11 protein-coding genes are annotated in these 13,482 nt (G+C 69.8%); 2 read left to right on the top strand and 9 right to left on the bottom strand.

Going from position 1 to position 13,482, the window contains the following annotated elements:
- Window positions 1-1,843 (bottom strand): hypothetical protein (locus tag ACFWY9_RS38785; RefSeq protein WP_378341236.1); only part of this gene is annotated, 1,843 nt, incomplete at its 3' end.
- A 421-nt stretch (window positions 1,844-2,264) separates the two neighbouring features.
- On the opposite strand from ACFWY9_RS38785, the gene ACFWY9_RS38780 reads away from it, so the two are divergent.
- Together ACFWY9_RS38780 and ACFWY9_RS38775 are read left to right on the top strand one after the other, a co-directional pair.
- Window positions 2,265-2,726 carry a VOC family protein gene (locus ACFWY9_RS38780; RefSeq protein ID WP_378341235.1) on the top strand — a complete coding sequence of 154 codons (462 nt, stop codon included), beginning with the start codon at window positions 2,265-2,267 and terminating at the stop codon, window positions 2,724-2,726.
- Between the two features lie 137 nt (window positions 2,727-2,863).
- Window positions 2,864-5,812, top strand: a complete 2,949-nt coding sequence (locus tag ACFWY9_RS38775; RefSeq protein WP_378341234.1) for an NACHT domain-containing protein — start codon at window positions 2,864-2,866, stop codon at window positions 5,810-5,812.
- 3 nt (window positions 5,813-5,815) lie between these two features.
- Here ACFWY9_RS38775 and ACFWY9_RS38770 read toward each other — a convergent pair whose 3' ends face one another.
- The 8 genes from ACFWY9_RS38770 to ACFWY9_RS38735 all read right to left on the bottom strand — a co-directional run bounded on the left by ACFWY9_RS38770 (window position 5,816) and on the right by ACFWY9_RS38735 (window position 13,439).
- Window positions 5,816-6,262: a tetratricopeptide repeat protein gene (locus ACFWY9_RS38770; RefSeq protein WP_378324212.1), complete on the bottom strand. Its 447-nt coding sequence runs from the start codon at window positions 6,260-6,262 to the stop codon at window positions 5,816-5,818.
- A complete protein-coding gene (gene dapB / locus ACFWY9_RS38765) occupies window positions 6,259-7,008 on the bottom strand; it encodes a 4-hydroxy-tetrahydrodipicolinate reductase (RefSeq protein ID WP_378324211.1) in 750 nt (249 codons plus the stop codon). The genes ACFWY9_RS38770 and dapB overlap by 4 nt, the downstream gene beginning before the upstream one ends.
- A complete protein-coding gene (locus tag ACFWY9_RS38760; protein WP_378341233.1) occupies window positions 7,005-8,369 on the bottom strand; it encodes a M16 family metallopeptidase in 1,365 nt (454 codons plus the stop codon). Before ACFWY9_RS38760 ends, dapB begins: the two co-directional genes overlap by 4 nt.
- 97 nt (window positions 8,370-8,466) lie before the next feature.
- Complete coding sequence (locus ACFWY9_RS38755; RefSeq protein WP_378324209.1) at window positions 8,467-10,719, bottom strand: polyribonucleotide nucleotidyltransferase; 2,253 nt, start codon at window positions 10,717-10,719, stop codon at window positions 8,467-8,469.
- Between the two features lie 240 nt (window positions 10,720-10,959).
- The gene (rpsO, locus tag ACFWY9_RS38750; protein ID WP_345408651.1) at window positions 10,960-11,229 is read right to left on the bottom strand and encodes a 30S ribosomal protein S15; all 270 of its coding nucleotides are present in this window, start codon (window positions 11,227-11,229) and stop codon (window positions 10,960-10,962) included.
- A 130-nt stretch (window positions 11,230-11,359) separates the two neighbouring features.
- Window positions 11,360-11,863: an RNA 2',3'-cyclic phosphodiesterase gene (thpR, locus tag ACFWY9_RS38745; protein WP_378341232.1), complete on the bottom strand. Its 504-nt coding sequence runs from the start codon at window positions 11,861-11,863 to the stop codon at window positions 11,360-11,362.
- Between the two features lie 3 nt (window positions 11,864-11,866).
- Window positions 11,867-12,343, bottom strand: coding sequence for an XRE family transcriptional regulator (locus ACFWY9_RS38740; protein WP_378324206.1), 477 nt, complete (start codon window positions 12,341-12,343; stop codon window positions 11,867-11,869).
- 127 nt (window positions 12,344-12,470) lie between these two features.
- Window positions 12,471-13,439 carry a bifunctional riboflavin kinase/FAD synthetase gene (locus ACFWY9_RS38735; RefSeq protein ID WP_378324205.1) on the bottom strand — a complete coding sequence of 323 codons (969 nt, stop codon included), beginning with the start codon at window positions 13,437-13,439 and terminating at the stop codon, window positions 12,471-12,473.
- Window positions 13,440-13,482 lie beyond the last annotated feature (43 nt).

The following is a 13,482-nucleotide window of genomic DNA, read 5'->3' as shown; positions in this document are numbered from 1 at the left end:
GGCGGGGGCGCGGGGGGGGCCCCGCGCCCCGGCCCCCCCCCGCCCCCCCCGCGGCCCGGGGCCCCCCGCCGGGCGGGGCGCCCCGGGCGGCCCGGGAGGGCCGGGCCGCGGGGCCCAACGCCGACGGCCCGGCCGGCCCAGGTGCCCCGCGTGACGCCGACGGTCCGGCCGGGCCGGCGGCCCCCGGTGCGCCCGAGGTTCCGGGAGGTCCGGCCGGTCCCTGCCGGTCGGCGGCCGGATCGTGCCGCCCGCGTTCGTAGCCGATGTTGCCGCCCAGCAGTCCTCCGGCGGCGCCGCCGACAGCGCCGCCGCCGAGTGCGATGACGGCAGCGGTGACCGCCGACAGGGGTATCACCCGCGGGCTGCCCATCGTCGCCCCGCCGTGGCGGACCGATTCCGTGCGGCGCTCGGCGGGCGGTGCGTTCGAGACGGCGCCGTCATCGTTGTCCCGCAAGGGAAGCGCAGGACGATAGGTGGCGTCGAACTCGGTCTCGCCGACCTGGCCGAGCAGATCGACGACCTTGAGCTTGACGGTGGCGAGCTTCAGGGACGTGGCCTGCTCGGTGCCGCCGGTGAGCAAGGCCTTTGCCGTGGTCACCGTCGCCGCCGGTCCGTGACCGTGCTTGAGCCTGGCGCCGTTGTCCGTCCGCCACACGTAGTCGTAGGGCGGTTCGGTCGAGTTCGCGAGCGTGGCGTCGAGGTGGACGGCGACGGGTGCGCCCGGCGCGGTCTGCTGGGGCACGATCGGCTGGACGATCCGGGGTTTCGGCTTCGCGTCGTCGATGGTGAGCAGGGAACGTTGATCGTCCAGCGGCGTGTCGTAGAGGGCGACGAGGTGCCTGTCCTTGACCGCGACGGCCACGACGGGCGCGTCGACGGCGATGTCCGTACCCGGGACCCGGAACCGTTGCCGGAGTTCTGGCGCGGGCCCCGCGAAGACGCGGCCGAGCAGCTCGGCCGTGGCCCCGGCGAGGAGTTCGGACTCCGCCGAGGACGCCGCCAGGGTGCGGAAGCGGACGGACAGCCGCTTGGCCGCGGTCAGCGAGCACACCGCCGTGGCGTCGACCGGGAGCGTCCGCCCGCCACACCGCACCTCGCCGGCGAGGTGCACGTGCTCGTGTGCGGTCAAGGCGACCTTGAGCCAGGTCCAGCGCCAGGAAACCAGGTCCTCGCCGAGGATTGTGGTGCCGCTCGCGAGCTCCCGCTCGCACAACCTGCTGAGCACGTCGTTCAGCCCTGCCTCGCTGTAGGCCACCGCGAGGTTCGCCGTCGGGTCGGACAGAAAACTCCCCCGCGGCGCGGGACCGGCGTCGCCCAGGGTGAGCGAAAGTGCTTCCGCGTGCGGATCGACCGCGACGGTCGCGGCCCCCTGCCGCGGCGGAACCGAGTCCGGCAGATAGGTCAGGGGCAGGCCGGCCAGGTGTTTCATCAGCTTCCTGCCGAGCACGGGACGCAGGAGCGTCCGCTCGATCCTGGCGTCGAGCCAGGACAGTGCTTCCTCGTCCCCGGGGTAGCTGAGCTTCAGGTCGGCCAGGCGGAGGGCGGACGCGGCCGGTGCCGTCAACCGCGCCACCGGCCTGCCGTCCTTCGCGAAGACGACTTCGGGGCGGCAGTCGGCGTTGACCGCGCCTTCCATGATCAGGTTGATGCCTTTCAGGGAATGCCGTGCGCCGCCGCGGACTTTCACGGACAACCGCAGGCATTCGCCCGCGACGGCGAGCTCCGGACTCTCCCAGTGCGCTTTCGCCTGAAACGGCGGAATTCTGTGCGCGACGACGCGGGTCACCGGCGTGGCCAGCGCGAGGTTGTCCCGCAGCGACTCGTTCACGGCACGTTTCTGCACGTCACGAACGAGGTTGTGGCGAAATTGGACGATCAGGTCGTGATGATGCCGCACGGACTTCTCCGATCACCGTGAAGTCTCCACATCCGCCCTACCCCAACGCTTTCGCTGTAGCCCTCACCGAGCGGAGCGCTGCCGACTATGCCCGCGTCCCGACTGTGTGAAAACGCCTCGAAGCGGTTTTCACCCGGTCGGATCAGCAACTGTACTTTTACCTGACACCACGCTGATGATTAGCAATTTATCACGCGCAAACGGTGAGGTATTCACATTTTCAGCGATCGCATTATTCGTCGGCGAATCCCGTTTTCGGCAAGCCCCTGCCGCCGGTGACGCCGACGCGCTCGACCAGGGTCGCGCACACCCCGGCTCCCGTCCACCGGATTTTGCCGGTGCGGGGCGGTAGTGTTCCCGACTGCCGATGCGGCTCGCCTCCGACACGAAAGGGTTCCTCGTGGACTGGACACTCGAAGTGGTCATCCTGCCGGTCAGCGACATCGACCGCGCGGTCGCCTTCTACCGGGACCAGGTCGGTTTCGCGCTCGACCACGACGTGACGAACGAGCACATGCACATCGTGCAGCTGACGCCGGCGGGGTCCGGTTGTTCGATCGTGCTCGGCGACCTGCCCGCACACAAGGAAATGAAGCCCGGATCGCTTCGCGGCCTTCAACTGTGCGTCGCCGACGCCGAAGCCGCGCGGGCCGAGCTGATCTCACGGGGCGTCGAGGCCAGTGAAATCACGAGGCTCGACGAACGGGACGGCAGCACGTTCTTCGGGTTCAGCGATCCGGACGGCAACACGTGGACCGTGCAGGAACTGAAGGCACGCGGCGAGAACCCGCTCATCCCGCACGAGGCACGGGACCGCTCCGACGCCTGACCGGCCAGGTCGCCTACCCGAGCGGACGACACGCGTATTCGGAGGGACGACACGGAGGTTCGCAGCCCATTCGCCGTGTGAATTACCGGTGTATCTACCGTGTGACACCGGGGCTCGGGGTGCGAGGATGATGCGCGATGACGGACACTGGGAGTTCGAAGAAGCGCTTCGCGGGGCTGGCGGTGCTGGGCAGCCTGCCCGTGGTGGGTCTCGGCGTGTGGTGGGGCACGGTCGCCGAGGACCGGGTGCTCACCGTGGTGCTGAGCGTCTCCTATCTCGCACTCCTCGCCATGGGCGGGTTCTTCCGGGACGTGTGGCGCGAACTCCGGCAACGCTGGACGGGCCGAGTGGCCGACCGGACCGACCAGGCCGTCCGCATGCGGCTTTCGCGCTACGCCCGGCGGTACCGGCGAGTGCTGGCCGCCTCCCTGCGGTACGTCGATCTGCGCGGGCTCGCGGTCGTCGGGTTCTACACCCCCGAACTGGACGAGGTCTACGTCGACGTCAGCCTGATGTACCAGGCGCCGGACCGCGTTCCCGCCGGATTGCTCACGGACGACACCGGGACGGGACGGCTCAAGCTGGGCACGCTCATCGGCGAGCCCAAGCCGGTGGTGCTCGCGGTGCTCGGCGCGCCCGGCAGCGGCAAGACGACCCTGCTCCGGCACACCGCCCGGCACCTGTGCCGTTCCCGGCGGGGCAGGCGCCCGATCCCGGTTCTGCTCTTCCTGCGCGACCACGCCGCCGCGATCGTGGCGAACCCGCAGGTGGCCCTGTCCGAACTGATCGGGCGGCAAGTCAAGCAGTACGGCATCGACGGCGCCGCCGGATGGTTCGAGCTACAGCTGTCCTCCGGACGCTGCGTCGTGCAGCTGGACGGTTTCGACGAAGTCGCGGACCAGCGGGACCGCACCGAGGTGGCCCGCTGGGTCGAGCGGCAGTGCACCCGCTACGCGCGCAACGACTTCGTGATCACCTCCCGGCCGCAGGGCTATCGGTCCGCGCGGGTCGAGGGCGCCGTCGTGCTCCAGGTGCGCCCGTTCACCGACGAGCAGGTCGACGCGTTCGTCCGGGCCTGGTACCTGGCCGTGGAGAGCCGGGCCTCGGCGGGCGACGGGCGCGCGGCCGCGAAGGCCCGGTCGCTGGACCTGCTGGACCGGCTCAAGCGATCGCCGGAACTGTACGAACTCACGGTCAATCCCTTGCTGCTCACCATGATCGCCAACGTGCACCGGGAATCCGGCGCACTACCTGGCAGCCGGGCCGAGCTGTACGGCGAAATCTGCCGGGTCGTGCTGCGCACGCGTCAGGAAGCCAAGGACCTGCCGGTGCTCGGCGCCGACGTCAAGGAGTCCCTGCTCCAGCGACTGGCGTTCGACATGATGCAAAGACGCTCTCGGGACGTCTCACGCGACGGCCTGCTCTCGGCGCTGCGGCGTCGAGGCCCACAGCGCACCGAAGCCCTCACCGCCGAAGACCTGCTCGCCGATCTCACGTCCAACGGCCTGCTGATCGAGCGTGAGCCCGACGCGTACTCCTTCGCCCACCAGACTCTGCAGGAATACCTGGCGGCCGAGCACGTCCGCACCGAACGCCTGGAACGCGTTCTGGTGGAGAACGTCACGGAACCGTGGTGGCGTGAGACGACGCTGCTGTATGCGGCCCGCACGCCGGCTGACGCGATCGTCCGCGCGTGCCTGGAGTCGACCGACAGCGCTGCACTCCTGCTCGCCGTCGATTGCGCCGAGCAAGGCACAGGCCTGTCACAAGACTTACACGCGCAGGTGGAGCAATGGCTCGAAGCCGCTCACTCGTCAACGGCCCCGCCCGACCTTCGAAAACAGGTCGCCGGCTCGCTGGTCACCCGCGAACTGCGCGGCCGGATCCGGATCGGCGACACCGCGGCGGTCTGCCGCTCGCCGGTGAGTGTAAGCACGTACTCGCTGTACCGCGATTTTCCCGGTGGAGGCATCTCGACTACACAACCGGCTTCGGGGCTGGGCGCGAAGGACGCGACGGGGCTCGTCCGCTGGGTCAACAAGGCGACGACCGGTGGTCCGTCCTACCGGCTTCCGTCGTTCGACGAAGTGGAGACGCCGTCGGTGCGGGCGATGATCCGGGAAGCTGGGATCGGCAGTCTCTGGATCACGGGCGAGGACGGTCCCGAGCTGTGGACCTACCGGCGAGGCGGCGATCCGTACGAGATCGACGCGGAAACCGTGCGACGGCGAGTGGACGCCGACCTTCGCCGGCCGGAACTGCCGCAGACCCGGCTGATGCTGCTGTGGCTCGCCTTGGCGATCAGCAAGGCGGACGGCGGTTACGCCAGGAAACTCCTCGGGAGAATCCATTCCGGGAACGGTTTCGCAGCCCCGGTGACCCGGCTGGACGAAGCACTCGGGCTTCAGGTCTACCCCGGGAACCTGTTGCACGCAGGGAAAAGCGCTCTCGGCGAGTTCGACTGGGTCACCGACGACATCCAGGCCGTGCGCCGGGGCGGGGAGCCGATCGGTTACGACGAGGCCGTCCACCTCATGTCCACAGTGGAATCGCAGCTGGTCGGTGGTGGTGGCTTCCACCCGCACTCGTGGACCGACTCAGCGCTCCGGAAGGATCCGGTCGGGATCTTGGAACGCCTGCGCGAGATGATCGGGACCGTGCTGGGGCAGGCCGTGGAGCAGGTGCGGCGTGAAGCACACCAAACGGTCGAAGCCGCCCCTGACTTCCCCACCGCGTTCCTGGCGCAGGTGCCGGAACAGACGGAGTTCCAGTACCTGATCCCGCCCGGTGTCCTCCGCGAGAAGATCGACGAGGTGTGCGCCGCGGCTTCATCGTCGGAGCCCGGTACCTGGCGGCACGAAGTGACCGGCACCGTCCGGGAGTTCGGCGAGGGGCTGCCCGCGCGCACCGAAGTCCCCCGGGAAACCTTCACGGCGACTCGCCTCGCCGCGCTGTGCCTGGCCGGGGAGCCGTCGCTCAGCGCCCATCAGGCGATGTTCTGGGAGATCGTCGCCGGGCTGACCGCGCTCGAGCAGAGCCAGGAGAACGGGCTGCTCAGCGGGGCGATCGTGCTCGCCGTCGGGTGAGCGTCAGCGGTCCGCCGATTCCAGCTGGACCGCCTTGCGCATGGTCGCCCGTGCGCGGCGCCGGTCGCCCGCGATGTCGTAGGCGTAGGCCAGCTTGTACCAGGCACGCCAGTCTTCCTGGTTCGCCTCGACCTCGGCGCGCCGCGCGTCGAACCACGCGTCGGCGGCGTCCCGGTCCACGCGTCCGGACGGGCGGCGCGGGAGGTCCGAGACGTCCGGCAACGCGTCCTCGGACTCCAGGCGCCGCGCGAGACGCTGGATCTGGACGCCGGAACGCCAGGTCACCACCGCGACCCAGATCCCGAGCAGCGGCAGCAGCAACACACCGGCGCCGAGCAGGATCCCGACCGGCTCCCCGGTCGCGAACAACGCGAACGCGCGTCCGGCCAGCAGCACCAGGTACACCACCAGCGCGGCGGTCATCACCAGCGCGAAATTGCGGGCTTTCACAGGTCGAGCACGTTCTCCAGGCCGACCGTCAGGCCGGGCTTGGCGACCACCGAACGCACGCCGAGCAGCACGCCGGGCATGAACGACGTCCGGTCCATCGAATCGTGCCGGATGGTCAGCGTCTCGCCCTGGCCGCCGAACAGGATCTCCTCGTGCGCGACCAGGCCGGGCAGCCGGACCGAGTGCACTCGGACGTCGAAGATGACCGCACCACGCGCACCGTCCACTTCGGACGTCGTCGCGTCCTCGCCGGGGGTGATCCCCGCCTGGACGCGGGCCTTGCCGATCAGCTGCGCGGTGTGCGTCGCGGTGCCGGACGGCGCGTCGGCCTTGCGGTTGTGGTGCAGCTCGATGACTTCAGCGGAGTCGTAGTACTTCGCGGCCTGCTCGGCGAAGCGCATCGCCAGCACCGCGCCGAGGGCGAAGTTCGGCGCGATCAGCACGCCCAGCGACGGCTTGTCCTTCAGCCAGCTGCGCACCTGGGCGATCCGGCCGGACGAGAACCCGGTGGTGCCGACGACGGCGTGGATGTCGTGCTCCACAAGGAAACGCAGGTTGTCCATCACCGCGTCGGGATGGGTGAAGTCGACGACGACCTGTGCCCCGGTGAGCGCCGCCAGATCGTCCCCGGCGTCGACGGCCGCGACGACCTCCATGTCCGGCGCGGCTTCGGCGGCGCTGACCACCTCGGCACCCATCCGGCCACGGGCGCCGAGCACGCCCACGCGAATCGGAGTTCCGGTCATGATGCGATCACCTCGTGCAGATCGTCGGGCAGGTCGTCGGCGTGAGCGTACGGGCCGACGACCGCGGCCGCCGACACCCCGCCGGGGCGGCGCAGCAGAGTGCGAGCGAGCGCACACACGTCCTCGGTGGTGACGGCGTCGATCCGGGCGACCGTGTCGTCCACACCGAGGTACTGGCCGTAGTTCAGTTCGTTCTTGCCGATGCGGGACATCCGCGAGCTGGTGTCCTCCAGCCCGAGCACGATCCCGCCGCGCAGCTGTCCCTTGGCGCGCTTGACCTCGGCGTCGGACAGGCCGTTCAGCGCGACCTGGTCGAGCACCTCGCGGATCACCCCGGCGACCTCGCCGAGCCGCTCCGGCTGGCAACCAGCGTACACGGCCATGTGGCCGGTGTCGGCGTAGCTCGCGACCGAGGAGTACACCTGGTACGCCAGCCCGCGCTTCTCGCGGACCTCCTGGAACAGCCGCGAACTCATCCCGCCACCGAGCGCGGCGTTGAGCACCGACAGCGCGAAGCGGCGTTCGTCGTGCCTCGACAGCGAGTGCAGGCCGAGCATCACGTGGGCCTGCTCGGTGTCGTCGGTGTGCAGGGCGAGCTTCCGCGCGGTGCGGACGCGGGCCTTCCCGGCACGCGGCGCGACGGGCGTCCCGGCGCCGTTCAGCCTGTCGCGCAAAGCCTTGCGTACCAAGCGAAGCACCTGCGCGTGCTCGATGTTCCCGGCGACCGCGAGCACCATCCGCGGCAGGGTGTAGCGGCGCTTGTAGAACCCGCGCAGCGCCGACGCGGACATCTCGATGATGGATTTCTCGGTGCCGAGCACCGGACGTCCCAGCGGGTGCTCGCCGAGGATCGCGCCGACGAACGTCTCGTGCAGCAGGTCCTCGGGATCGTCGTCGCGCATGGAGATCTCCTCCAGCACGACGCTGCGCTCGGTCTCGACGTCGCTGTCCGCGCACAGCGCCTCGAACACGACGTCGGTGACCAGGTCCATGGCGACCGGGAGGTCCGCGTCGAGCACCTGCGCGTAGTAGCAGGTGTGTTCCTTGGCGGTGAAGGCGTTGAACTCGCCGCCGACGGCGTCGATCTCCTCGGCGATCGCGGTGGCGTCGCGGTTCGCGGTTCCCTTGAACAGCAGGTGTTCCAGGTAGTGCGCGGCGCCCGCCACCGCGATCGGCTCGTCGCGGGAGCCGATGCCGACCCACAGCCCGACCGTGGCCGAGCGCGACGCCGGGACGTGCTCGGTGATGACCCGCAGGCCGCCGGGGAGCACGCTCCGCTTGACCACCGCACCGTCCGGAGTGGACTCCAGCGTACGGGTACTGCCGACGGGCTGCTCGTGCCCGGAAACCTGCCGTGCCATCGGATCCTTACTCAACGTGCCGTGAAGGCCTCCATCACAGAGCTGAGCGCTGTGATGGAGGCCTTCACGGACCACTACTTCTGACGAAGCGGACTTACTACGCGTCGGCCTTCTCGGCGTCGGCGGCGGGCGCGTCACCCTCGGCGGGCTTGGCGGCGTCCTCGTCCTTGACCACGATCAGGCTGATCTTGCCGCGGTTGTCGATGTCGGCGATCTCGACGCGGAGCTTGTCGCCCACGTTGACCACGTCCTCGACCTTGGCGATCCGCTTGCCGTTGCCCAGCTTCGAGATGTGCACCAGGCCGTCCTTGCCCGGCAGCAGCGAGACGAACGCGCCGAACGCGGCGGTCTTCACCACGGTGCCGAGGAAGCGCTCCCCGACCTTGGGCAGCTGCGGGTTGGCGATGGCGTTGATCTTGTCGATCGCCGCCTCCGCCGACGGGCCGTCGGCCGCGCCCACGTAGATCGTGCCGTCGTCCTCGATGGAGATGTCGGCGCCGGTCTCCTCGGTGATCGAGTTGATCATCTTGCCCTTCGGCCCGATGACCTCGCCGATCTTGTCGACCGGGATCTTCACGCTGGTGACGCGCGGGGCGTACGGGCTCATCTCGTCCGGGCCGTCGATCGCCTCGGCGATGACCTCCAGAATGGTGAGCCGGGCGTCCTTCGCCTGGTTCAGCGCGGCGGCGAGCACCTCGGACGGGATGCCGTCGAGCTTGGTGTCCAGCTGCAGCGCGGTGATCAGGTCCTTGGTGCCGGCGACCTTGAAGTCCATGTCGCCCATGGCGTCCTCGGCACCGAGGATGTCGGTCAGCGCGACGTAGCGGGTCTCGCCGTCGACCTCGTCGGAGATCAGGCCCATCGCGATGCCCGCGACCGGCGCCTTCAGCGGCACACCGGCGTTGAACAGGCCCATGGTGGACGCGCAGACCGAGCCCATCGAGGTGGAGCCGTTGGAGCCCAGTGCCTCGGAGACCTGGCGGATCGCGTACGGGAACTCGTCCCGCTTCGGCAGGACCGGGACCAGGGCGCGCTCGGCGAGCATGCCGTGGCCGATCTCGCGCCGCTTCGGCGAACCGACGCGGCCGGTCTCGCCGGTGGAGAACGGCGGGAAGTTGTAGTGGTGCAGGTAGCGCTTCGTCGTCTCCGGGGAGAGCGAGTCGATCTGCTGCTCCATGCGCAGCATGTTCAGCGTGGTGATGCCCAGGATCTGGGTCTCGCCGCGCTCGAACAGCGCCGAGCCGTGCGCCCGCGGGACCACGGCGACCTCGGCCGAGAGCGACCGGATGTCGGTGAGGCCGCGGCCGTCCATGCGGATCTTGTCGGTGAGGACCCGCTTGCGCATGATCTTCTTCGACAGCGCCTTGAACGCGCCGCCGACCTCCTTGTCACGGCCGTGGAAGGCTTCGCCCTCGCCGAGGCCGATCTTCTCCAGCACCGCGGCCTTGACCTCGTCGGTCGCGTGGTCGCGGTCCTGCTTGCCCGCGATCTGCAGCGCGGCGGCCAGGTCGTCGGTCGCGATCGCGGCGACCGCGTCGTAGACGTCCTGCTCGTAGGCCGGGTAGACCGGGAACTCGCCGGTCGGCTTCGCGGCGACCTCGGCGAGACGCTGCTGCGCCTCGCACAGCGCCTTGATGAACGGCTTCGCGGCCTCGAGGCCCTCGGCCACGGTGACCTCGTTCGGGCCCTTGGCGCCGGCGGCGACCAGGTCCAGCGTGTGCTCGGTGCCCTCGGCCTCGACCATCATGATCGCGACGTCGTCACCCACGATGCGGCCGGCGACGACCATGTTGAAGGTGGCCTTCTCCAGCTGCTGCCAGGTCGGGAACCCGACCCACTGGTCCTCGATCAGCGCGACGCGGACGCCGCCGATCGGGCCGGAGAACGGGAGGCCGGCGATCTGGGTCGACGCCGAGGCGGCGTTGATGGCCAGCACGTCGTACGGGTCGTCCGGGTTGAGGCTCTGGACGGTGATGACGACCTGGATCTCGTTGCGGAGGCCGTCGGTGAACGACGGGCGCAGCGGGCGGTCGATCAGGCGGGCGGTGAGGATCGCGTCGGTCGACGGGCGGCCCTCGCGGCGGAAGAACGCGCCGGGGATGCGGCCCGCGGCGTACATGCGCTCCTCGACGTCCACGGTCAGCGGGAAGAAGTCGAAGTGCTCCTTCGGGTGCTTCGACGCGGTGGTCGCCGAGAGCAGCATGGTCTCTTCGTCGAGGTACGCGACGACGGCGCCGGCGGCCTGCTTGGCCAGCCTGCCGGTCTCGAAACGCACGGTGCGGGTGCCGAAACGGCCGTTGTCGAGCACGGCTTCGGTTTCGTGCACGGTGACTCCGGTGGAGTCGGTCATAGGGTGTATCTCCTCTTTAGTTCCTCATGCAACGGCGCGAGTCTCCCATCCTGGGACCCGTTTCGCCTGAGGACGCTCGAGGAGTGAGGCCGGTCTTCGATCGAAGCCCCCGGGAACCGTTTCCCGGGAACCACTACCGAGGACCGGCGGACGGATTCCTCGTGCGCGCTCGCGCCGGTTCTCTTCTTACTGCTTATGCGACCGGGGGGAGCGGCCGTGGCCACTCCCCCCGGTTTCACGCTATCGGCGCAGGCCGAGACGCTGGATCAGCGCACGGTAACGCTCGACGTCCACCTTGTTGACGTAGTTCAGCAGCCGGCGACGGCGGCCGACGAGCAGCAGGAGGCCACGACGCGAGTGGTGGTCGTGCTTGTGCTCCTTGAGGTGCTCGGTGAGGCCGATGATGCGCTTGGTCAGCAGCGCGACCTGGGCCTCGGGGGATCCGGTGTCCGAGTCGTGCACGCCGTACTCGGCCAGGATCGACTTCTTCTCTTCGGTGGACAGTGCCACTGGTGGTGCTCCTTGGTTGTGTCAGTGCCGTGCGGCCCGGACGTGATCGACGCCGGGTGAGACGGTCACGGCCGCCACGGACTGCAGCCGGACCCGATTGTCAAGGCTACCAGCAGCGTGATCGCGGCCCTCAGGCGCGCTCCAGCGGGAACCGGTCCGTCACTCGATAGCGTGGCCCGTCCGGGGTCCGCTCGCTGCGCATCAGGGCCACCTCGGTGGCCGTCCAGGCGCGGCTCGAGAAGCGGGACAGCCGTGTCTTCCACAGCCGGGCGAGCTCCGGTTCCTCCCGGGGGAAGCGGGCCACCGTCAGATGCGCCCGGTACGGCCGCGTCTCGGCGTCCGCCCCGGCCGCCAGCGCCAGCGCCGTCAGCCCCTCACCGGCGACAGTCAACCACAGGACGCCGGGGAACGTCCCGGCATTTTCCAGCCGGACGTCGATCGCGGGCCGTCCGGCGAGCCTTTCCCGGAGCCACCCGGCGCGTTCGGCCGCGTCGGCGTGGCCGTAGAAACCCAGTGTGACGTGCCAGTCCTCCGGCGAGGACCAGCGCAGCCGGTTGTCCCCGCGCTCCCCCAGCTCCGCCGCGAGCGCGTCGACGACGTCCGCGGGCGGCACCAGCGCGCTGAACACGTGCACGGGCTAGGTGTGCGCTCCGGCGCGGCGCAGCAGATCGGCCAGCGCGGGGAAGTCGTCGCCGAGCCGTTTGGCGGCCTCACCGAGGTCCTCGTCCTCGGCGATGTCGCGCAGCGCGGCGAGCACGGCCCGGTCGTCGGCGGTGCCGACCGGCAGGTTGTCCCGGCCGACGGTCGGGCGGGCGTCGCGGACGTCCTCCAGCGCGGCGAGGATCGCCTCGCGGTTGCCCGCGGCGACGTCGGGCACCAGGGTCTTGCGTTCCAGCATGATCATCCGCGCGAGCACGACCGGGTTCCCGATCTTGGCGCGGCGGCCGCTCATCACCTGGCTGAGCATCGGGGCGCTGATACCGAGCACCTCGGCGAGGAAGGCCTGCGAGACGTCGAAGGCGACCACCAGGCGGCGTACCCGATCGCCGAGTGGTTCCCCGTACCACTCGCGCTGCAGCGCGATGTTCCGCTGGACGATCTTGTGGTCCTCCACCAGTTCCGCTCCCGTTAGCCCGCTATTTCGTCGCTCTCGCACCGCCGTGAGCATCTTGCCACCCCGGGGCCGCCGGTGAGGGCGAAACAGACGTTTCATCACCCCGGCTGGCCCGACCGGGGGACGATCAGCTTTCGGACCGCAGCGCTTCCCTGGTGCGGACCACGTCGTCGTCGATCTGCTTCACCAGATCCTCGGAGCGGGAGAACCGGACCTGGTCGCGAAGCCGGGTGACGAAGTCCAGCGCCACGTGCTGGCCGTAGAAGTCCTCTTCGAGGTCGAGCACGAAGGCCTCGACCGTGCGCTCCCGGCCGGAGAAGGTCGGGTTGGTGCCGACCGACACGGCGGCGGCCAGCTTCCGGTCCGGTTCGGACGATCGGGTGAACCAGGCACTGTAGACACCGTCGGCGGGAACGGCCGCGAAGCGCGGGGTGGACAGGTTCGCCGTCGGGTAGCCGAGATCGTGGCCCCGGCCGTCGCCGCGGACCACTATCCCTTCGAGACGGTGCGGCCTGCCCAGCGCCTCGGCGGCGGCGACCACGTCACCGGCGTCGATGCAGGACCGGACGTAGGTCGAGGAGAACGTGATCTGGCTGGCCGCTTTGTCCTTCTCGGACAGTGAGCGGCCCTGCAGTTCGGCGCCGTAGGCGACGAACCCGAACCGCTTGCCGAGCGTGCGCAGCAGGGCGATGTCCCCGGCGGCCTTGGCGCCGAAGGTGAAGTTCTCCCCCACGAACACCTCGGCCACGTGCAGCCGGTCGACCAGGATCTCGTGCACGAACTCGTGCGGCGGGAGCCGGGACAGCTCGAGGGTGAACGGCAGCACCGCGAACACGTCGACGCCGAGACCCTCGATGAGTTCCGCCTTGCGCCGCAACGAAGTCAGCTGCGCGGGATGGCTCCCGGGGCGCAGTACCTCGGACGGGTGCGGGTCGAAGGTCAGCACCACGCTCGGCACGTTCAGTTCGGCGGCCGCGCGCACCGTCCGCTTGATCAGCTCCTGGTGCCCGCGATGCACGCCGTCGAAGATGCCGATGGTGATCACGCACCGGCCCCAGCTGCCGGGAAGGTCCCCCAGACCACGCCAACGCTGCACTTTCGCCTTCTCTCCCACAGCCGTTGTCTTTCGCCGTGCCCCA

This window comes from Amycolatopsis sp. NPDC059027 (genome assembly GCF_042739735.1).
Taxonomy (GTDB): domain Bacteria; phylum Actinomycetota; class Actinomycetes; order Mycobacteriales; family Pseudonocardiaceae; genus Amycolatopsis.
This window is presented reverse-complemented; position numbering and strand designations above follow the sequence as displayed.

Excerpts from the sequence above, each read along its gene's own strand:
- ACFWY9_RS38775 (WP_378341234.1), top strand. The coding sequence starts at position 2,864 with ATGACGGACACTGGGAGTTCGAAGAAGCGCTTCGCGGGGCTGGCGGTG.
- dapB (WP_378324211.1), bottom strand. The coding sequence starts at position 7,008 with ATGACCGGAACTCCGATTCGCGTGGGCGTGCTCGGCGCCCGTGGCCGG.
- ACFWY9_RS38755 (WP_378324209.1), bottom strand. The coding sequence starts at position 10,719 with ATGACCGACTCCACCGGAGTCACCGTGCACGAAACCGAAGCCGTGCTC.
- ACFWY9_RS38780 (WP_378341235.1), top strand. The coding sequence starts at position 2,265 with ATGCGGCTCGCCTCCGACACGAAAGGGTTCCTCGTGGACTGGACACTC.
- ACFWY9_RS38760 (WP_378341233.1), bottom strand. The coding sequence starts at position 8,369 with ATGGCACGGCAGGTTTCCGGGCACGAGCAGCCCGTCGGCAGTACCCGT.